The organism is Paraglaciecola sp. G1-13 (assembly GCF_055809255.1).
Window position 1 is genome coordinate 3099240 of sequence record NZ_CM147903.1, and the last position, 19814, is coordinate 3119053.

Consider the following 19814-nt stretch of genomic DNA (forward strand, 5'->3'; position numbering starts at 1 on the left):
GTCAAGGTAAGATTAAATGGCCCTGTAACAGAGCAGTTTAATTACTTAGTTGGCGTACACTAAACAATAATCAACTGCCCTGAGGGATAATGAGCAATCTAATTAAATAAGCCTTTGAGCTTATCACCCGCCTTATCTAGCAGCTTCTCTTTTTGCTTTTCAAGTTCTTCATTTACTTTCTTTTTAGCTTCCTCTGCTAACCGCTTCTTTGCTTCAGACTTAGCAGCTGCCATGACATTATCGAGCATACTCTTTACTACGGCTGCACCGACTTGATCAGCAGGCATACCACTAGGTTCCCCAATAGGTCCCGCATTGAATGTCGGTAAAGTGACTTCGTAGGCTTTAGTTTTAAGTGCTAAGTCTCCTGTAGAAAGTTGCTCAAAATTTAACTTCAGGCGTACGTTACTCACAGTTACGTTTTCAACAATGACCAACGGATTAGCCCCGCCGGTCGTTTCAGGTTCAGCCTTACTTTCTGTGTTTGAAAGTTTACTTTCTACGTTATTTTTTAATACAAGTAGATTTCCCTTACCGCTTGCATCGACTTCATACAATACTTCTGGCGCATTCACTTTAATAGTTTGTACCACGTAAGGCTCGCTGAGTACCTCACCGATATCAAGGGTGATGTCTGCCAGGCTAAACGCATTTTCACCACTAAAACCCTGTGGGTTTTTTACGTTTAAGCCACCAATGCTCATGCGGCCATCTGCAAGCGCTAATTCAACTTTCGCAACGGAAACTCTAGTACCAAGAAAGTCACTCCCCTGCTCCTCTATTTGGGTACGAATGAAATCCCCCGCACCACTGAGTAGGTACCAAGCTACGCCTACGGCAAGCAATAATAATAAAACTAAAAATCCTAATCCTTTTTTCATAATGTCCTCTTTAAATTATTCATCTTCAATTCGTAGTCTATCAGAACTCCTAAACTATCAGATATTCGCCTAATGTATAACGCACTGATCAAGTATAAAAGTCTCGAGATAAAAGACATCAATAGACAAATAAACGGGCTTTAGAAACGAAAAAGGCTCCACAAGGGAGCCTTTTTAACCAACTACTGTCTAGTATGACTAAAGCGTAATACCGCGATTCTTCGCTTTCTCTTTTATATAAGGTTCCCAACTTCTCGCACTGCGTGAAGTTGATTTGTCCTTTTTGGCTTCTAAGACGTGCTTGTAAGCACTTCTGTATTTGCCTGTATAAAAGTTCGCTTCCATCATGGCCATATGAATACGACCGCGATCATCTGCGCCCTCATCCAATGCCTTTTGAAGGGCAGCAAGTGCATCACTGTACTTTTCAGCCGTTAGCAATAACGTACCTTGTTTGCGATAAAGGTCAGGGTCTGAATTCATCTTAGCAGCTTCGCCATAGTACTTGGCAGCTTTCAAATGATTCTTAGCCTGATGCCAAGAGTTCGCAAGATTAGTTAGTGCTTTATCATCACGTTTGATCAAACCACTTTCAACGTTCTTTTCGAATACCACAGCGGCTTTGTAAGGGATCTCATTAGTTGCGTACAACTGAGTCAATGCCTTAATTTCCGCTGCTTTCGTCAAGTAACCTTGGTCGTAAGCCATTTCGAACGTAGACAAACCTTTCTTATAGTCTTCAACTAACATGTAGAAGAAACCAAGCTGCGTCCAATTCGCCTTGTTGTCAGGAAAGATTTTCACCATTTCCTCAGCGACTTCCACAGTTTCTTTATACATCTTACGACTATAATAAGAGGTCAACTTCAATGCATATGCATTTTTGTTGGGCTTATCATCCAGTGCGATAGACTTATTCAGAGGCGAAATCATATCTGCATATGCTTTCGTCTCATACAGCGCTTGCCCCATACGAAGATACACATCAGCATCTTCTTTACAGGTAAAGTCCATCCACTCTTGATAACGCTTAACAGCTTGTTCATAACGCTTTTCTTGCATGTTCAGATCTGCAATTAAACGTAAGGTACCAGCTTGTTCAGTGTCATTGAGCGCTTTAGCGTTTACTGACTTTTCCAAATATTCTAAGGCCTTGGGGCCAGATTCAGATTTAGTCGCTAACAAGTTACCGATAAATCTGTCTGTAAAAGCACGGTCAAAAGTCTGCGACGTATCAATGTCATACAAAATAGACAGGGCTTCATCAACCAAATCTTCGTTGTATGCTTCGAACGCTTTTTGAACTTTTTTACCGGTTCGCTCACTAGGAATATTTGTAGGGCCACGTTTGTAACCAGGACAAACAATCGCTGCGGACTGAGCACTAACGAAACTGGAACTTAATGTAGAAGCAGCAAACGTTGCGCCAACCAACAATGTTTTAAAATATTTATTCATTATGATTGATCCAACTTAAAGTCTAACTGAACTTTCATACCGAACTGCTTCATAGGCTTACCGTCTTCAACCTTAGGCTTATACTTCCACTTTCTCAGTGCACGTTTAGCTTCACGGTCAAATACACGCTTAGGATCAGCTTCGATAACGTCGACATCTTCAACACCACCAACTTCATTAATGGTGAAAGACAGTTTAACCCACCCTTCTTTGCCATCACGAGCAGCCTGTGCAGGATACTTAGGTTCAATTCGAACGATAGGTGTTGCATCGCCATCTCGTTGCATTGCACCAACACCACCGATGTCAACTGAAGCTCCACCAATATCGACAGCTGGCATATTAAAACTCAAGCCATCAGTATTAGCATCTGCTGTATCCGGCTCAACTGGCTCCAATTTAGGAGGCTGCTGGGGCGGAGGCGGAGGCGGAGGCGGTACACGAGTTCTAGTTTGAGTAGAATCATCCGGTGTAGACATGACAATATCAATTACAGGCGCAGGTGGTACCTTATCTGCTGGACGTGACGAGTTAGCAATTAACTTGGCCATGACAACAAATAATACAAACGCGATTACCCCACCAAGGAGTACAGAAACAATTAAACGTCCCATATTAGTTCCCCTTCGCAGCAATAGAAATGCGATCTATACCTGCAGCTTTGATTTGATCCATTACGTCGATCACCACACCATGTTCTGCATTTTCGTCAGCTTGAACTATTACAACATCTGAAGGCTGTTCAGCCATCAGGCGCTCTAAATTAGCACGAACACTGTCAACATCAATTTCACGCTTATCCATCCAGACGTCACCGTCTTCAGTAATTGCGATAAAGATGTTGGCATTCTTGGGCATAATCGCTTGCGTAGCACCAGGTTTGTTAACCTCGATGCCCGCTTCTTTAACGAAAACAGTCGTTACAATAAAGAAGATCAGCATGATAAACACGATGTCCAACATCGGCGTCATGTCTATCGCAGCATCTTCTTCTTCAACACGTACTTTGCGAGCCATAAATTCCTCTCTCTAATGATGGGGCAAACTGTCAACTAACTTTTCTTTAGCCATTTTTACTTTCGCCTCAAGACGAGAACTAAAAAATACGCCAGATAAAGCAGCGACCATCCCAGCCATCGTTGGAATCGTAGCCATTGAAATACCAGCAGCCATCAGGCGCGGATTACTTGTGCCTTGTGTTGCCATTGTTTCGAAAACGCCGATCATTCCGGTAACCGTTCCTAAAAGACCGATTAGTGGACACATTGCAACAAGAGTTTTAATCAACAACATTCTTGCACTAAGTCCATCGGATGCTTGCGAAATCCATGCGTCACGGATTCTATGCGCATACCAAGAGGTAGTATCTTCTCGAGCATCCCAATTAGAGACAATTTCTTTTCTCATTTTAGGGAATACGGAAGCTAAGTACCAATAACGCTCTATCATCAAAACCCACATTAAGAAGAGCGCTAGGGCGACAACGTATAAAACGTCACCGCCGGCAGCGATAAAGTCCCTGACAGACTCCCATAGTTCTATCAGGTATAACATCTTAGGCTTTCTCCGACTCAGCGTGTGCCGCAATAATACCGGCAGTTTGCTCATCTAGAATATGAACGATTGATTTACTACGACCAGCAACGATGCTGTGCATAAGAATCAGTGGCAATGCCGCAATAATACCTTGAGCAGTTGTTACCAACGCCATTGATATACTACCAGCCATCAATCTTGGGTCGCCCGTACCGAACAAAGTAATTTGTTGGAACGTTGCAATCATACCCAATACCGTACCTAACAAACCAAGTAACGGAGCGATTGCTGCGAAAATCTTGATGATGTTAATACCGCTTTCAATCTTAGGTAGTTCTTTAAGGATCGCTTCATCAAGTTTCAATTCAAGATTCTCAGCATCAGTTGCTTTGTTATCTTTGTAAACTTGAAGGATACGACCAAGAGGGTTGCCATTTGAAGGGTTACCAGTGTTGTTTAACTGAGAACGCATTTTGCCGCTGATAATAGTCAGAGTAATAATCTTATAAAGACCAATAAGAAGACCAAGAATCAACATTGCTGTAATAACGTAACCCACTACACCACCAGCATGGTAACGCTCAGACATAGTTGCTTTTTCTTTAAGCAAGCCAAGAATACCGCCACGTGATGGATCTGCGTAGAAAGGCACTAAGCCAGATGTAGCTGATAGCAAATCTTGCGCTGAGCTAACTAGGTAACCGTCAGGTTGACGACCTAGAGGCTGAACGATTTCGTTTTGATCATCATATACCAAGTAACCTTGGTCACCAATCAAGTTAAACGTACCTACACGTACAACTTCTTGTGTAGTAGAACCACCATCCAAGCTGATAACTTCAGTTTGAAAACGTGATACTTGACCTGATTCAGTCATCTCAGTTTGAAGTGCGAACCATAAGTCTTCTAATTCCTGAATATTCGGAAGACCTTTAGACTCTTCTGACATGCTCTTCAAGAACTCGCCACGACCTGGGAATTCAGCACTTACGATAGATGTTGAAATCTGACCGAATGCTTCAGAAGATGCTTGACGAACAACACCAAACATTTCACCAAGGGTACCGGTTGCTTGATTAAGCTCCTGCTCTTTCTCAGCAAGGGCTACTTCATTATCTGAATATTTCTTGGCAAGGTTATCACCACGAGTCTGTTCAGCTTTAAGAGCAGATTGCGCTTTTCTCAAAAGAGCTTGTTTATCGGCACGTGCAGATTGGAATTCTGCTTCACGCTCTTTATTGATGCGAGCTTCAGAAACTCGATTTTTCTTAACTTCTTGCAGTAAGTCTTCTAGAGACGTAGCCGCATGCACTGAGGATGCGAATAAAGCTACCGATGCCGCAGCTAATACTGATTTATAGATTGTTTTCATCGATATTACTCCGCAGCTTTAATGGGTAGTTTGATTAGGTCAGCTGGCACGAGTTTGTTGGCCATACGAACAGCCGTTACAACAGAGCTTAGGTATTCATCACCTAATTTCTGCCAAGCTCTCGCGTCATTATCCCACACCCAAGCGTTTTTCTGATCCAAAGAAAGTGCTGCTAAAACAGTACGACCTAGGTTAAAGAAATCTACCGTAATTTCAGTTCCTTCGAAATCAAGTTTACCTTGATATGCACGAATGTTCTGACCATATTGGTTTTCGATTTGGTAAGCTTCAATTACCTGACGGAACTGTTCAGACGTAGTTACGTTTGAATTAGCCATAACGTCACGAAGACGCTCAACACGAGCACGACGTTCTTCAAGGTTAATTGGAATATCAAGTTCAATGAATTGCTCTAAACTATCGATCATTCTGAACATCAATGGAACAACACCACGTTTAACACCTTCAATACCGTCAATTTGACGTTGAAGAGAATCGATACCGCGCTGCTGGTCTGCAACCAAAGTTGCTAGATAGTCGTTATAAACTTTAAGGTTTTCTGTTTCATCAACAACTTGGCGATATTCAGAAAAGATGTCTAACGATTGCTCGTATAGTTTGTTAATTTTTTCTTGAGACTTCGCTGCATCCACGTGAATCTTTGACTCTTCTTTATGAAGATCATTCAACGGGTCTGCAGAGACAACAGCACTACTACCGAGTGCTAGTGCACCGATAACGGTAGAAGCAATAAGGTTTCTCTTGCTCATTTTGGACATAATTCCCAACCAATTTTCTTGTTTTGGATCCTCGCCGACAGGTAAAAAAACGTCGCAAGGGGCTTCTAAGCTTTATAAGTTATAGGGGCTTAGCATTAATGGAATTTAACACTAAGACTTCAAGATATTCACATGGAACCCTGCGAATTGTCAAGGTGACACATTCATATTAAGCGACAAAGTAGCTGAACTAAATGCATAGAGATTTCACTGTTTTTCATTGTTCTTACTCAAATTTCGAACAAAACTGGCTTTACATGACCAAACGAGATTATTTTTTATACAATGTAAGTACTAACAGTTATAAAAATAAGAAAACTTGATACTTAAATGAATACCCATGAATTTTCCGTATTGTAATATAAATAAAATTTTTAGACTTAAAAGAACCTACATTTTCTCCAAGACTTAATTAAATCATCAACCGCTAGAGGTGAGCGTCTGCCGTGATACTTTTGTGAATACTAATGTCTGCTATAACGCACTATTATCCCGTGGAGCATTCAATAATGGGATATATTATGGCTTCTGCTGTTCCCCTGAAATCACAACTGAACAACAATTCATGGAATAATCACTGGGGCAAAACGTCTGATGTCGCTGCTTATGATGCTAATGCAACGCACGTAAAAACCCTAAACCATTTTTGGAAAAATAGGTTCAGTGCAATCTCGCTGGAGAGAAATAAGTTATTAGACATAGCCTCTGGTGGGGGAGCATTGCTTGAAACTTTGGTTAGACAAGACTGTATATTGCCTGAAAAACTGTCTGAATTTTACTCTGCAGACTTATCTTATTCTGCTTTACACTCTGTTAAATCAAAATATCCACTTAGCAAAGTTTTGCAAACTAACTGTGCACAGCTCCCATTTAAAAATGAATCATTTAACTTCATCGTAAGTCAATTTGGAATTGAGTACTGTGGACTCAGCGCATTTAAAGAATGCAGTCGTGTATTGCGTAAAGACGGTAGGTTTATTGCTATATGTCACTACCAAGATGGCGCTATTCAAGCCGAATGTAAGCGTAACTTAGAAGTCTTATATGCTTTAAGCGATATTGATTTTTTTGCACATGCTAGGCGTGCTTTTAACGCAAAAGATGACAAAATGTCTGGAGATTTTTCCATAAAAATTGATGCAACATTTAGGAATGCGCTTTATGACGTCTCTGATTTGGTAACGCGGCAACCATATGCAGCTGGGGGACAGTTACTTAGGCTATTTAACGACACGCGTTACATGTATGAAAATTTAACTCGGTTCGATACGTCTGCTGTGTTGCATTGGCTAACTAAAATGGAAGAAGAGTTAACCAATTATCAAGAAAGAATGATTTTGATGCTTCAAAGTTCACTCAATAATTTATCGTTGAACAAAGCAGTCGAAGCGTTTACAGCTAATGGGGTTAGAAACGTTAAAATCGATGTTTTGAGCGCTAATCGAAATTTTAAACCATTTGCTTGGGCAATTGAGGTCTTTTAGTAATCGTTGTTGTGTAATTAAACCATGCTAAAGCCAAGCGTTAACTATTACAAAACCATACACGAGGTGTCTGTTAACATTTAATCCTTTTGGAGTTTTAATAATTTATCTACTTCGTCATTCAAATTGACTCTCCCCCCCAAGATCTTACTACACAAGTTATGATGAGCTCTAAGAGACTACCTCAATGCTTAGCATGAGCTTGAGAATTTAAGGCAATCAGACTCTAACAGAACGACCATTGATAGTTGCAAAGTATAAAGTTAATTTAGCTCGAACCTAACCAGAACTCCACGAAAATTACATGTAGTTACCTGTCAGATCAGGTCTGAGCTATTACTGTTAACTACCTTGTGCACCTACATTATTTCGCGCATCATTTAAGACTTTTTTCGCATCCTCTAGTTCTCTGGCTCTTTGAGCTGCAGTAGTACATCTCTTCACAGGAAAACGGCTTCCAGTCACCGTGACGTTTTTACAGCGTAAATCACCTGTGTTACTAGCTGCTGAAGCACTCTCTTGGTTTTCAGCCTCCACTTGGTCTGCGTTATTATTGGTACTGCAAGCTGAAACTAGTGCAATGCAACCAACAACAATAATTTTTTTGAAAATCATGAATATTCCCTTTTAACTGTGACTTATATACTTAAGTCTATTATATTTGAGTTTCAATCTTATAATTTCCACCATCAAACAACAATCTACTTTTCAAATTAGTCTCATTCTATTGGCCTGTAGAATTAAAACCCTCGAAAGCTTTAATATGATGTATTTCAGATTTGTAGTTTTGACTTCTCGAAACGCCCCTTTTTAGAGGTTTCCTAACTTGCCATATGCTAGCGGTCTTAACTAATCTATTACTGTTATAAAAGTTTAAGTAATCGTCATCCCAAACCAAATTGCAGTGTTCGAACACTTCAGTACACACCTCCATAGGAAAGTCGACGAGACGCTCATAGTCAGCTACGTAAATATCATTTGGGAAAAGATTCTGCCAATGGCGTAAAAGCTTTTTATATTCTTGATAATAGTGTGCAATGTACTCAAGTTTAACAGCGTATCCCAATGATGAATCCAATTGTTGAAAGTACACAGATAAGCAAGTATCTATGGTATTCCTATCAGTACAGATGATTTTAGCGTTTGGAAAAATAGCTTTAATTAAGCCAATATATTTAAAGTTATCTGGACGTTTATCCACTACTAATCCATTCTGTATGTTTGCCTTTGAGACAAGGTTTCGATAATTTTCTGAAATTATTTTGAGCTCTGATTTTCCTAAATTCGTAATGTCAACTTCCAAATTTCGAATTGATTGGTGTAAAAAGTTAAGCTCTCCGCCCGGTACTACACGGGGATGTTCTGATAATAAGCTTTCAATTAAAGTTGAACCGCTTCTAAACATGCCACATACAAATATTGGAGCGAAATCATTATCAAGTTGATTTTTTTCGCGCCAAAGCTCCGTAAAATGTGAAAGAATTTTTATTGTTTCGTTTTCAGTCCGAATTGGTAAATATTTATCCACACGCCTGCTTCCTAGATCATTTGCAAGCGTAAAATAGTAGAAAGCTTTAGGGTAATCTCTACCTACATCATGGCTATGACCTAAAGCAAAATAAGAAGCTTCTAATTCAATATTTGAAATATTTGTACCTGACCTTCTTAGGATCGATTCGAGCCTCTGAAGCTCTTCGCTACCTAACGCTTGGTCACCTTTTAGATATAATAATCTGGTGAGTGCTTTAATATTGTCAGGTTCAAGGCTACAAATTTTCAAATACTGTTCAGCAGCTTGATTTTTTTCTCCTAGCTCTTCGTATATCCCCCCCAAATTATACATAGCGGGTAGATAACTTTTGTTAACTTTCAGAGCTTTGAAATAATGTTCAATCGCATTATGAGCATCGTTAATTCCTGCGTATGTCACTCCCATATTTAAATAAACTTCGCTTGGGTTATCAATATTTAACGATAGCGCCACACGATAACTTTCTAATGCTCGATTAGGCTCACCGCATCTCTTTAAATATATAGCGAAGTTATATCTTGCATTTGCATAGTCAGGCCTTATAGCAATTAACTTCTCATAGCAGGATATGCCTTCCTTTATCATTCCCCTCTTGTAACAAAGTTCCGCCTTCTCGTAATAGAAACACGTTTTCTGATTATTGAGTTCAATAAGAATCTCAAGGTATCGAAAAGTAAGTGCGTCATCTTTTCGCTTTTTTGATATCTCTAGGAGGATGATATATAACGATTCTTTTTCAAGATTATCCTGCTTTAACAAGGCTAAACAACTCTCTTCCGCCTCGTCTAACTTGAGCGATTCAAATAAGCCAACTATTTTTTCCAATCCTACATTTTGCAAATCTATTCTCGTTTTAAAAACTCTAAATATTTAAAATGTCAAAAAAAAGGTCGGCATATAAGCCGACCTTTTAAACGGTAAATCAGTAATTAGAACGTTACTGTAACGCCACCGAATACATAACGACCTAAAGCATCGTAGAATCCAGGGAAAGTATTACCATTACCCGTACCAGAAGGCGCGTTAACAATGATAGGTGGATCGCGGTCTAAAATGTTATTCACACCAACACGTAAATTAACATTCTCATGCGCTTGCCAGTTAGCACTCAAATCAAGATAGTTTTGAGCATCAATTTTACCTGGACCATCTTCTTGGCCAACACCTTCGTACTCATTGACTTCAGACATATGTCTCCAAGTAGCCGTCACATTCACGTCCCAAGGTGAAACCCAAGTCGCTTTCAAATTATGACGCCATTCTGGGGTCGGCTGTCCACATACAGTACGGTCCCAGTAGCCAGCACACTCGTCGATGTCGCCACCAGGAATTGATTGTGTAGCTAATGAATCAAGTAATGTCGCGATAAAGCCAAGTCTAAGCTCACCACCTTCACCTAAGTCCATCTCGTAGTTAGCGTCAAAGTCAACGCCTTCCGTTTTCAAGTAACCGATGTTCAAATCAGTAGCTGTGATAGACGAAGTACCAACCCACAAATTACCGTTAGGTCCACGATTGATTAAATCACAGTACGCGGAGTTACCGGTATCACCACATAACTGAAGTATAGTTGTTTCAGGTATTGATGAAATGGCATCTTTAACTTCAATTTTGAAGTAATCGACGTTAAGTGTGAAACCTGGTAAGAAATCAGGCGATAAAGCGACACCGAAGGAGAACGTATCTGATTCTTCTGGGTTCACTTCAGTGTTACCACCAGTGATACTGTTATACTGGCCAGCAGGGCTTTCTAAAGCACTCGTTTGATACTGCGCCTCTGTAAGGCCGGTATTTAGACACTGGGCCAATGTAAAGTCTCCGTCTACTCCACATGGATCAATATCCATGTTGAACAAACCTAGAGAAGAAGGACGGAACAACTCACGTATGTTGCCGGCTCTTACGGCACGTTGGAAGCTGGCTCGAACGCGTGCTTGGTCGTTAATCCCCCAGTTCATTGCGTATTTGTAAGTATTCGTTGTTTTATCAGTCGAATAATCAGAATAACGATATGCAAGTTCTAATGTTAGTTCTTCAGCAAACTCTTTTCCTTCTAATAAAGGAACGTTTAATTCACCGAAAATTTCTTTAACGCTGAAGTCACCACGAACACCTGCAGTCGGTCCACCTTGACCTGCGCCGTCACCAGATGTGAACCCAAAATCGGGTTCAAGAATAAGTTGTTCTTTACGATATTCAAAACCAGCTACAACACCAACACCCGTTGATGTGCCCGGAACAACAATGCCTGAGTCGGTCAAATCACCCGTTACATAACCACTCACTTGCGTTGATTTAGTATCACCGCGAGAGTAAAGAGGCTTAATTAAATAGGCTAATGCCTCGTCTGTGACTCCGCCTTCACTGAAAATATTCCATGTTACACAGCTAGGATCGCTCCCATCTAGGACTGATGCACACACAATGTCGCCTGAATCAGGATCAATTCGAGCGTCTAACGCTTTTTTCATATGATCAACAGATAGTTCATTACGGTACGTTTCGAGGTAAGAAACTGTTCCGTAATTAGCAAACACGTCATAGGACCAGTTGTCATCGATAATACCGCGAACACCTAGTACCCCACGTAATGAAGTATGGCGAAGATCATCTTGACGAGGGCCGCCTTCAACATTACGACGGCCAATATAAAAGCCTTCATAATAATCTTCATCAGTTAAACCTGCAGCACCACATGTTAGATCGAATTGAGAATCTGAAAGATACGGGTTACCACAAAATAATCGATCTGTACTGAAGAAGTTACCAGATGGAGCGATTTGCGCAACGCTGCGATCATCCATGTAACTTAGTTCAGCATAGACTTCTGCATGCTCATTAATTTCATAATGACCAGTAGCGCCAAACGTCTTACGCTCATCTGGGCGTTGGAAGTAGTTTAAAGGACCATAATTATACAGGTCAGTAAACGGCACAAACTCTTCGCCGCTTAATTGATAGTTAAATGTGTCAAAATCGGTAAAACGACCTAAAGGAGTAGTACTTGAACCACCACACCCCATTGCATCTGGTGAGCCATTTATTGCACATGAACTGTAATCACGTGATGACTGAACCACGGCTTGAATATCTCGGAAAGTACCGTACATGGTAACGTTTCCTCGTCCATCAGCTGTATTAGCACCAAACAAAAATGAGAAGTCGTTCGCATTACCATCATCAACGCTGCCGCTGGCAACTGGGAAACCCGAGCCTGATACTAGGTCTTGAATGCCAGAGTTATCATTGTCGTGTTGGTAAAAACTATGTTGATAATCAAAGGAGAAACCTTCGAAGTCATCTTTGAGAATAAAGTTAACTACGCCAGCAACCGCGTCTGAGCCGTAAGTAGCAGAAGAACCACCTGTCAGTACTTCGATACGTTCGATTAGTGCAGCTGGAATTTGGTTAACATCCGCGCTGATACCACCAGCAGAAGGTGACCCAGATGGTAAACGACGACCGTTTTGTAGAACGAGTGTACGCTCAGGACCAAGGTTACGTAAATCAATAGTAGCAGTACCGGTAGCCCCGTTAGCTGTACCTGAAGTTTGTCCAGCAAACACTGCTGGCATATCATTTAAGATATCTTCTACGCGAGTAATACCACTTACTTTGATATCAGCAGCTGAAATTTCAGTAACTGGGCTTGCACTAACCATATTGGCGCGCTGAATCCGAGAACCTGTTACTTGAATTTTTTCGATTGAAGCTTGATCAGTATCACTAGCTGTTTCCTGTGCGTAAACATTACTAGATGAAATAGCTGCAACTGTACCAACAGCCATAGCAAGACGAATCGACTTCGTCAACTTTGAGTTTGTAAACATGTATGTCTCCCTGGACCACTATATGTGTTTAGTGTTTATTCGCTAATGCGATTTTTTATTAAATAAAGGTAGTGAACCTCATCTGAATAGTATCCAAACAAACTTGCCTAGGTCAATGCTTTAGAACATCTAATACTCAAAAGTTATGAATGAAATACCAATATAGGGCGGTAAAAGTAAATTTATATTTACAATACATAACGTTTAACCTGTTCTCCCGACACTTATATAACTAGGAATGCACGTCCAAGACTCAATTTGGTAAGCGATGTTAAAAATAATTTGAAGTTTAGCTGGAGAAAGGCATCAAAGTAAAAGTGACAACATTTATTCATCTAGGCGATTAAACATTTTATTGGGAGGTGGAAAGTATAAGTCTCTGAAACAAAGACTTTCATATTTTTCGTGTTGGTTTATGCTGACTTCGTTCTGACACGCACCTGAGCTAAAAAGTGCGCGCGAGATCAATTATTTAAGCAACACAGGAACAATTAGGATGAAGCTTGATGATGACATACATAATTATTACGAACACTTGGTGCTTGAACACATTGCAAAGTTAAAGTTGCCTTTGTCCCAGAACGAGGACTACTTAGCAGATTTATGTTGTTTAGCACTGAACCAGCTGCCACCTAGGTATATACGTTACGAAGTAGACATGTCTTTTTATTTGGCGCAGAGCGAACGTCAGCAAATGGAGATGAATACACAGGATGCAGTGAATAAAGCCATTCAATTCTTAGATAAGAAAGATAATAAATAAGTTGATGCGGGGAATTGGGTGGCGGTTCTCCAGCCACATTCCGGCACATGAGTCGTCTGCTGCGGCTGCTCCCTTCCAGGCCTGACCGAGTTCACAGAGTATCATTGCGGAGGGACCAAAGAACCACCATAGAAACTTGCCTAAATGATATAAAGTTGCTCTACATCAGTTAGGCGGCGCATTATGACAAAACTAGATTTAGATGCAAGCCACATCCTTGATATAAGGACTTTTTTGCCACTATTTTTTGAATTTTTCTTCTGCAATAGTGTTAGCGACCCTATTAGTGGCTAAGTTTTGTTCATCGGCACGTGTATATACTTCCATTAGTGTTGCGCCAATTTTTTCCAAGTGCGTTTTTAAAGCTTCATTAGAACTCAACATCTTTTGATGGTAAATATCGATGATCCCTCCAGCATTAATAACGTAGTCAGGGGCATACAAGATCCCTTTATCTTTAAGCAATTCACCTAAATCTTCCGACGCCAATTGATTATTTGCGGCTCCTGCAATGACCTTTGCTTTTAGCGTATTAATCGACTGACAGTTAATAGTAGCGCCCATTGCACAAGGGGCGACCACATCCACATCTAACGTAAGAATTTCATCGGGTGATACTATAGTCGCATTTAATTTTTCTTTCGCTCGATTTACCCCTTCAGGGTAAATATCAGCAACAAATAGTTCAGCCCCCTCCCGGTGCAAGTGTTCCGCAAGCCTGTACCCAACATGCCCTAGTCCCTGAATAGCGACTTTCTTACCCTGTAAATCAGAGCCAAAGTGATATTTAACAGACGCTTTAACACCTGTGAATACGCCATAAGCGGTTGAGGGCGCGGGGTTTCCGTCTGCTTGCTCTCCTGCAAAATGGTAGGTGGCTTTGGTACCTGAAACATGTGTCGTTTCCTCAGCCATGATTTGTAGATCAGCGACTGACATGCCCGAATCTTCTGCACTGATGTATTTACCACTTAAGCTTTCCACAAAGCGGCCCATAGCACGCATCATATCAGCTGTTTTATGCTCGCGAGGGTCCCCAAGAATAACGGCTTTACCGCCACCCTGGTTTAGATTGGCCATTGCCGCTTTATAGGTCATGCCTTTTGACAATCTGAGCACATCGTTCAGTGCCTCATCCGAATTAGCATATGGCCACATCCTACAGCCACCAAGAGCAGGACCTAAATGGCTATTGTGCACAGCAATAATAGCTTTTAAACCGGTCTTTTTATCGTGGCAGAAAGCGACGTGCTCGTGTTCATCAAATTCGATATGGTCAAAAACAGACATTCTAATAGTACTCTGAGTAAGGTTAACGAAACTTGTCGCTATACTAGCGCAAATCAAAGAGGACATGCCTTGCGATGTTAATGTGACAGAATTACTACCTTGCAACAGTGGTCATTATCCGGTAGTTAATATAGGATATATATCCTAATATTCGTGCTTGAAAATGATAGAAATATTCAGCATGCTAGCCGCGAATTTTACTTCGCTAAAAATTGAAAATTAATGATGAAATTGGACAAGTTCGACCGCGAAATTTTAAGAGTAATGCAAAAAGATGCCACCGTTTCTATGGCTGAGTTAAGTCAAAAAGTTGGACTTTCCCATACTCCATGTTGGCGCCGAGTTAAAAGAATGGAAGCTGACGGCATTATTTTGCAAAAAGTGACTTTACTCAACAGCAAAAAACTCAACCTGGGTGTATCTGTATTTATATACGTGACGCTGAAAAATCACGATGGTGAATCATTAAATGATTTCGAAAAAGCGGTACAAAATATAGATGAAATAGTTGAGTGTCACACCACCAGTGGTGATAAAGATTATTTATTAAAAGTGATTGTCGAGAGCATCGAAGAATACGAACACTTACTCAAGTCTACATTGACTCATCTACCTTTAGTGGATCACCTCAGTTCAACCTTTGCTTTAAAGCAAGTGAAAAACACCACTGAGTTACCGATCAAACAGCAGTAACATTAGAAGTAATGAAGCAGGTTAAGCCTGCTTCATTACTAGTTTAAACATTAGCTCACACAGACATATCAACTTAAAATTAAACTGGCATATTGCGAACTGCGGCGCCAATGACTATTAGCCTTATTTGATTAACGATCTTGATCGATAACACCGCGACGTATCTGGTCTTGCTCAATCGATTCAAATAGCGCTTTGAAGTTCCCTTCCCCGAACCCCTCGTTCCCTTTTCTCTGAATTATCTCAAAAAAAACAGGTCCGATAACCGTATCAGTGAAAATCTGCAGCAAAATGCCGTCTCTCATTGGTGCGCCATCAATTAAGAGTTTTAGGCTTTGTAAGTCAGCCAAGTTCTCACCGTGTCCAGCAACGCGAGCGTCAACGCCTTCATAATAGGTGTCGGGAGTATCCATAAAGTTTACACCTACATTGCGTAAGGTTTTAACCGTCTGATAAATATCATTAGTACAAAACGCGATATGCTGAATACCCTCTCCATTGTACTCACGAATAAACTCTTCAATTTGGGATTTATCGTCAGAAGATTCGTTTATTGGAATACGAATTTTTCCGCAAGGCGATGTCATAGCCTTGCTTACCAGACCGGTTAATTTCCCTTCGATATCAAAATGACGAACTTCTCTAAAATTACCTAACCGTTCATAGAAGTTTGCCCACACTACCATGTTGCCGCGTTTCACATTGTGCGTTAGGTGATCCAGAGTCAAAAGACCAGCGTCACACTCTTTCATCTTCTCACGCCAGTTGGGGTAAAAGCGAAAATCCACCTCATAAATAGAATCATCACCATAGCGATCAACAAAGTAAAGTGTACTCTCGCCTATGCCATAGACCGCAGGAATATTCAGCTCCATAGCGCCTAAGTTCCCAACAAATGCTTTTGCGCCGTTCTCAAGCGCGTGTTCGAACGCTACCTTGCCGTCTTTTACTCTAAATGCCATACCGCACACACTAGGACCGCGCAACCTAGCGAACTCCTGTGCTTGCGAAGCATGTTCAGCGTTAATAATGAAGTTAATGTCTCCCTGCTTATACAACCAAACACGCTTTGATCTGTGTTTTGCTACCTCAGCAAACCCTAAAGAGCTAAACAAATCAGCTAAATCCTTTATTCCTTTTTCATCGGCTGCGGTATATTCGACGAATTCGAAACCATCGGTATTTAATGGATTGTAGTGCGTATCTGGACACATAATTTTCTCGTTATTGTTTGTCGATAAGGCACTAATAGAGCGTAAAAACGAAGTGGTGAATAGAGGAAAAAAGTGATCAGTTAAAACAAACGAAACGAACAAAAAGTAACATAAACTTTACATTACATTTTTTGCTCGCTTCAAGCGGTCAGAATCGCCAATATTAAGTATGAGCTTGTCAACTTAACGCTACAGAGTTGTAGTTATATCTTTACGGACTTTTTATTTATTCCATAATCACGAAGCTTATTCGCAATAGCGGTATGACTAAGACCCAGTTTTTTTGCTAAAAGCCTTGAGCTGGGGTAACTCGGGTAAAGCCGCTGTAAAATACTTTTTTCAAAGCGTTTTACTTCTTCGTCTAAACTACCATCGAAGTCTTCGGTCACAAAACTCATGGCATTGGCACTCGAAGGGATTTGAATATGCTCCTTTCCAAGCTCATTGCCTTCCAGCAAAGAGACCGCCCGATAGAGCACATTCTCTAATTGACGCACATTGCCAAACCAAGGATAGGCTTGAATATAATCGACACAGGATTTGGTTAATTTAGGGACTTTACGACCCAGCGTCAGGCTGTGCTGCTTCAGAAAGGTTTCCGCTAGAGGAATGATGTCCATTTTACGTTCACGCAATGGCGGAATTCCCAAACTAAGCACATTTAAACGGTAATATAAGTCTTCTCGAAAACGTCCCTCTTGGACTAACTGAGCGAGGTCTTTTTGCGTTGTGCAAATAAACCTGACATCTACTTTTACTTCTTTAGTATCTCCAACGCGCCTAAACTTTCCATCTTGAAGCACGCGTAGTAACTTCGCTTGTAGTTGAGGCGACATATCTCCGACTTCATCAAGGAATAAACTTCCACCCTGTGCAAGTTCAAGTAATCCTTCTTTCCCTGTACTTTGCCCAAACGCGCCGGCGGCATATCCAAATAGCTCAGTTTCAGCTACGTTGTCAGGCAGTGAAGCACAATTTAACACTAAAAAACTGGCGTCTTTTCTTCGACTTGCTTCATGACAGGCATGGGCGATTAACTCTTTGCCTGTGCCTGTTTCGCCGTATAATATAATTGGGCCATCAAGCTCAGCCATCCGCTTAGCCTCACGAACCACTTTTTTCATCACCTTGCTCGAGGCTTGAATCGACATAAAACTGTCAAGTGACGCCTCGTGAAATACGGTTAATTGCTGTCCTAGGCGCTGTTCTGACTTAAGCATAAATACTGCTCCAGCTAAAATAGGGTCGCCTCCAGAATCAGGCACCATAACGGGTAAGATATCGGCTAAGTAATTTTGCTCAATGAAGCGTACCTTCTGCGTAAGGCTGGCAATTTTCTTACTTTCTAACCAGCGCAGTGTATTGAACCCTTTCACTAACTCATCAATATCAACACCGATCAGTGCTTCACGCTCGGTTTCTAAACTCGCTGTAACCGCATCATTAATAAGCAAAATCCGCCCTTTGGTATCAACGGAAAACACAGGGTCTGGTAAGGTTTGTAGAAGTGCGCGTAACTGATTTTGCTCCCGTTCGAGGGGCATAAAAGGAATAGTTTTCACATCATCGATACCTGCTATCTTTCTAATTTTTGGCATCAGATGTTGGAAGTGCTCGAAATCCATATTTGGGAAACTTAGGTAAATTTTACCCATTTCATTGATTTCAATACCGCGTAAGTCGACCTCATGACTGACCAAAATATCGAGGACATCTTGCGTGATCCCCAGACGGTCCTGACAGCTTATTTCCAGACGCATAGCAATTCTTAATTTTAATTAATGTAAAGATAATATTACACAAAGTCACGCAGCAACACACCACATAAAACTATCCAGATGTGCCTTTAGGTGAGTAAATTCTCTGCAGATTGTTACGAAATGTAAGTGTTGCTAGCTAGTCACGCTACTCTTTTGCTCAAACATAGCGGGATATAAACCTAATTGCCGTCCCTGCTCTACTAACGCCATAATATCTGAGTTAGCTAAATCAAATAGTGATGAAAGCGAGTCGATGACAAAATATATAGGTTGAATAATATCAATACGATAAGGCGTACGCATCACCACGAGTGGGTTCATTTCACGACGCTCCGCGCTGGCATTTTCTAGCGCGAAGCGAGTCTCTTTAGGTGAGGATAAAATTCCCCCACCATAGATACGCATTCCTTCATCAGTATTCACTAAACCAAATTCCACAGTAAACCAATAAAGGCGCGCTAGATATTGGCGCTCTTTTGGCGAGGCGGCATATCCGAGTTTGCCATAGGTATGGGTAAAATGAGCAAAATCAGGGTTGGTAAGTAACGGACAGTGACCAAATATTTCATGAAAAACATCGGGCTCTTGTAAGTAATCAAACTCCTCTTCATTGCGAATAAATGTCGCGACAGGGAATTGCTTATTGGCCAGTAATTTAAAAAACGAATCGAAGTTAATTAAGGCTGAAACTTGAACGACCTGCCACCCGGTAGTCTCTGCCAGTACGGCATTAACCTCTGCCAGTTGCGGCACGCGATCCTCAGGTAAATTAAGTAACGCTAAGCCTTGCAAGTATTCATCACAGGCACGTCCGTTTAGCAGGCCTTTTTGCTGATGAAACAGGCGCTGCCACCTTTTATTTTCAGAGTCACTCCAATGAACTACACCGTTTGCATCAGGATCATGTGAGATATATTGAGATTGCTTAGTCATAATAACAAAACTGCCATATTTGAGTCATTCTTCGCACGAAGTCTACCCAAAACTGACTAAATCAGAAGACACAAGCTAGCAACAATAAAATTACAAAATGTAAACATTAAGCTACAAAACAGTATTGTCCATACTCTAAAGAAAAGTAGATCTGTTTTAACTTATCAGTGCGAATTTTGGCTTATATGGAGGCTAGGTTAATCGCAAGACAAACCTGCAGATTTTATGGTTAGGGGGTATAAAAAAGAGTAAAGCACACCAATGGCGCCTTAGATAACACTAGTGCGCAA

The 19814-nt window shown here is 40.9% G+C and carries 17 protein-coding genes and 1 other RNA gene; 3 read left to right on the forward strand and 15 right to left on the reverse strand.

Annotation, left to right across the window (positions count from 1 at the left end):
* Positions 1 to 98 precede the first annotated feature (98 nt).
* The 7 genes from AC0L6N_RS13130 to AC0L6N_RS13160 form a co-directional block, all read right to left on the reverse strand.
* Positions 99 to 881 carry a hypothetical protein gene (locus tag AC0L6N_RS13130; RefSeq protein ID WP_473475104.1) on the reverse strand — a complete coding sequence of 261 codons (783 nt, stop codon included), beginning with the start codon at positions 879 to 881 and terminating at the stop codon, positions 99 to 101.
* Positions 882 to 1079: 198 nt separating this feature from the next.
* Positions 1080 to 2339 (reverse strand): tetratricopeptide repeat protein, encoded by a 1260-nt coding sequence (locus AC0L6N_RS13135; protein ID WP_011575744.1) that lies wholly within the window; start codon positions 2337 to 2339, stop codon positions 1080 to 1082.
* Positions 2339 to 2953 (reverse strand): energy transducer TonB, encoded by a 615-nt coding sequence (locus tag AC0L6N_RS13140; RefSeq protein ID WP_006993659.1) that lies wholly within the window; start codon positions 2951 to 2953, stop codon positions 2339 to 2341. Before AC0L6N_RS13140 ends, AC0L6N_RS13135 begins: the two co-directional genes overlap by 1 nt.
* Before the next feature lies 1 nt (position 2954).
* Complete coding sequence (locus AC0L6N_RS13145) at positions 2955 to 3356, reverse strand: ExbD/TolR family protein (RefSeq protein ID WP_011575745.1); 402 nt, start codon at positions 3354 to 3356, stop codon at positions 2955 to 2957.
* 12 nt (positions 3357 to 3368) lie between these two features.
* Entirely contained in the window at positions 3369 to 3893 is a 525-nt protein-coding gene (locus AC0L6N_RS13150) for a MotA/TolQ/ExbB proton channel family protein (RefSeq protein ID WP_006993661.1), read from the reverse strand.
* A gap of 1 nt (position 3894) precedes the next feature.
* Positions 3895 to 5247, reverse strand: coding sequence for a MotA/TolQ/ExbB proton channel family protein (locus AC0L6N_RS13155; protein ID WP_473475107.1), 1353 nt, complete (start codon positions 5245 to 5247; stop codon positions 3895 to 3897).
* A 5-nt stretch (positions 5248 to 5252) separates the two neighbouring features.
* Positions 5253 to 6017 carry a DUF3450 domain-containing protein gene (locus tag AC0L6N_RS13160; RefSeq protein WP_011575747.1) on the reverse strand — a complete coding sequence of 255 codons (765 nt, stop codon included), beginning with the start codon at positions 6015 to 6017 and terminating at the stop codon, positions 5253 to 5255.
* A 518-nt stretch (positions 6018 to 6535) separates the two neighbouring features.
* Here AC0L6N_RS13160 and AC0L6N_RS13165 point away from each other — a divergent pair.
* Positions 6536 to 7510, forward strand: a complete 975-nt coding sequence (locus AC0L6N_RS13165; protein ID WP_473475109.1) for a class I SAM-dependent methyltransferase — start codon at positions 6536 to 6538, stop codon at positions 7508 to 7510.
* A 342-nt stretch (positions 7511 to 7852) separates the two neighbouring features.
* Here the strand turns inward: AC0L6N_RS13165 and AC0L6N_RS13170 are convergent, their stop codons facing one another.
* The 3 genes from AC0L6N_RS13170 to AC0L6N_RS13180 form a co-directional block, all read right to left on the reverse strand.
* Positions 7853 to 8125, reverse strand: a complete 273-nt coding sequence (locus AC0L6N_RS13170) for a hypothetical protein (protein WP_041713938.1) — start codon at positions 8123 to 8125, stop codon at positions 7853 to 7855.
* Positions 8126 to 8234: 109 nt separating this feature from the next.
* A complete protein-coding gene (locus tag AC0L6N_RS13175) occupies positions 8235 to 9881 on the reverse strand; it encodes a sulfotransferase (RefSeq protein ID WP_473475112.1) in 1647 nt (548 codons plus the stop codon).
* Positions 9882 to 9970: 89 nt separating this feature from the next.
* Positions 9971 to 12871 (reverse strand): TonB-dependent receptor domain-containing protein, encoded by a 2901-nt coding sequence (locus tag AC0L6N_RS13180; RefSeq protein WP_473475113.1) that lies wholly within the window; start codon positions 12869 to 12871, stop codon positions 9971 to 9973.
* 496 nt (positions 12872 to 13367) lie between these two features.
* Here AC0L6N_RS13180 and AC0L6N_RS13185 point away from each other — a divergent pair, with 496 nt between their 5' ends.
* Positions 13368 to 13634 (forward strand): late competence development ComFB family protein, encoded by a 267-nt coding sequence (locus AC0L6N_RS13185; protein ID WP_473475114.1) that lies wholly within the window; start codon positions 13368 to 13370, stop codon positions 13632 to 13634.
* 24 nt (positions 13635 to 13658) lie between these two features.
* Here AC0L6N_RS13185 and ffs read toward each other — a convergent pair.
* Both ffs and AC0L6N_RS13195 read right to left on the reverse strand, forming a co-directional pair.
* An RNA gene (gene ffs / locus AC0L6N_RS13190) (signal recognition particle sRNA small type) lies at positions 13659 to 13755 on the reverse strand.
* Between the two features lie 119 nt (positions 13756 to 13874).
* Positions 13875 to 14924 carry a Glu/Leu/Phe/Val dehydrogenase dimerization domain-containing protein gene (locus tag AC0L6N_RS13195; protein ID WP_473475115.1) on the reverse strand — a complete coding sequence of 350 codons (1050 nt, stop codon included), beginning with the start codon at positions 14922 to 14924 and terminating at the stop codon, positions 13875 to 13877.
* Positions 14925 to 15149: 225 nt separating this feature from the next.
* Here AC0L6N_RS13195 and AC0L6N_RS13200 point away from each other — a divergent pair, with 225 nt between their 5' ends.
* Complete coding sequence (locus tag AC0L6N_RS13200; RefSeq protein ID WP_041714501.1) at positions 15150 to 15617, forward strand: Lrp/AsnC family transcriptional regulator; 468 nt, start codon at positions 15150 to 15152, stop codon at positions 15615 to 15617.
* Positions 15618 to 15748: 131 nt separating this feature from the next.
* Here the strand turns inward: AC0L6N_RS13200 and hppD are convergent, their stop codons facing one another.
* The 3 genes from hppD to phhA form a co-directional block, all read right to left on the reverse strand.
* Positions 15749 to 16831: a 4-hydroxyphenylpyruvate dioxygenase gene (gene hppD, locus AC0L6N_RS13205; RefSeq protein WP_473475117.1), complete on the reverse strand. Its 1083-nt coding sequence runs from the start codon at positions 16829 to 16831 to the stop codon at positions 15749 to 15751.
* Positions 16832 to 17034: 203 nt separating this feature from the next.
* Positions 17035 to 18591 (reverse strand): transcriptional regulator TyrR, encoded by a 1557-nt coding sequence (gene tyrR / locus AC0L6N_RS13210; protein WP_011575755.1) that lies wholly within the window; start codon positions 18589 to 18591, stop codon positions 17035 to 17037.
* A 132-nt stretch (positions 18592 to 18723) separates the two neighbouring features.
* Positions 18724 to 19524 carry a phenylalanine 4-monooxygenase gene (gene phhA / locus AC0L6N_RS13215; protein WP_473475120.1) on the reverse strand — a complete coding sequence of 267 codons (801 nt, stop codon included), beginning with the start codon at positions 19522 to 19524 and terminating at the stop codon, positions 18724 to 18726.
* Positions 19525 to 19814 lie beyond the last annotated feature (290 nt).

Excerpts from the sequence above, each read along its gene's own strand:
- AC0L6N_RS13170 (WP_041713938.1), bottom strand. The coding sequence starts at position 8,125 with ATGATTTTCAAAAAAATTATTGTTGTTGGTTGCATTGCACTAGTTTCA.
- tyrR (WP_011575755.1), bottom strand. The coding sequence starts at position 18,591 with ATGCGTCTGGAAATAAGCTGTCAGGACCGTCTGGGGATCACGCAAGAT.
- AC0L6N_RS13145 (WP_011575745.1), bottom strand. The coding sequence starts at position 3,356 with ATGGCTCGCAAAGTACGTGTTGAAGAAGAAGATGCTGCGATAGACATG.
- phhA (WP_473475120.1), bottom strand. The coding sequence starts at position 19,524 with ATGACTAAGCAATCTCAATATATCTCACATGATCCTGATGCAAACGGT.
- AC0L6N_RS13180 (WP_473475113.1), bottom strand. The coding sequence starts at position 12,871 with ATGTTTACAAACTCAAAGTTGACGAAGTCGATTCGTCTTGCTATGGCT.
- AC0L6N_RS13130 (WP_473475104.1), bottom strand. The coding sequence starts at position 881 with ATGAAAAAAGGATTAGGATTTTTAGTTTTATTATTATTGCTTGCCGTA.
- AC0L6N_RS13160 (WP_011575747.1), bottom strand. The coding sequence starts at position 6,017 with ATGAGCAAGAGAAACCTTATTGCTTCTACCGTTATCGGTGCACTAGCA.
- AC0L6N_RS13135 (WP_011575744.1), bottom strand. The coding sequence starts at position 2,339 with ATGAATAAATATTTTAAAACATTGTTGGTTGGCGCAACGTTTGCTGCT.
- AC0L6N_RS13185 (WP_473475114.1), top strand. The coding sequence starts at position 13,368 with ATGAAGCTTGATGATGACATACATAATTATTACGAACACTTGGTGCTT.
- AC0L6N_RS13200 (WP_041714501.1), top strand. The coding sequence starts at position 15,150 with ATGAAATTGGACAAGTTCGACCGCGAAATTTTAAGAGTAATGCAAAAA.
- AC0L6N_RS13140 (WP_006993659.1), bottom strand. The coding sequence starts at position 2,953 with ATGGGACGTTTAATTGTTTCTGTACTCCTTGGTGGGGTAATCGCGTTT.
- AC0L6N_RS13195 (WP_473475115.1), bottom strand. The coding sequence starts at position 14,924 with ATGTCTGTTTTTGACCATATCGAATTTGATGAACACGAGCACGTCGCT.
- AC0L6N_RS13150 (WP_006993661.1), bottom strand. The coding sequence starts at position 3,893 with ATGTTATACCTGATAGAACTATGGGAGTCTGTCAGGGACTTTATCGCT.
- hppD (WP_473475117.1), bottom strand. The coding sequence starts at position 16,831 with ATGTGTCCAGATACGCACTACAATCCATTAAATACCGATGGTTTCGAA.
- AC0L6N_RS13165 (WP_473475109.1), top strand. The coding sequence starts at position 6,536 with ATGGGATATATTATGGCTTCTGCTGTTCCCCTGAAATCACAACTGAAC.
- AC0L6N_RS13155 (WP_473475107.1), bottom strand. The coding sequence starts at position 5,247 with ATGAAAACAATCTATAAATCAGTATTAGCTGCGGCATCGGTAGCTTTA.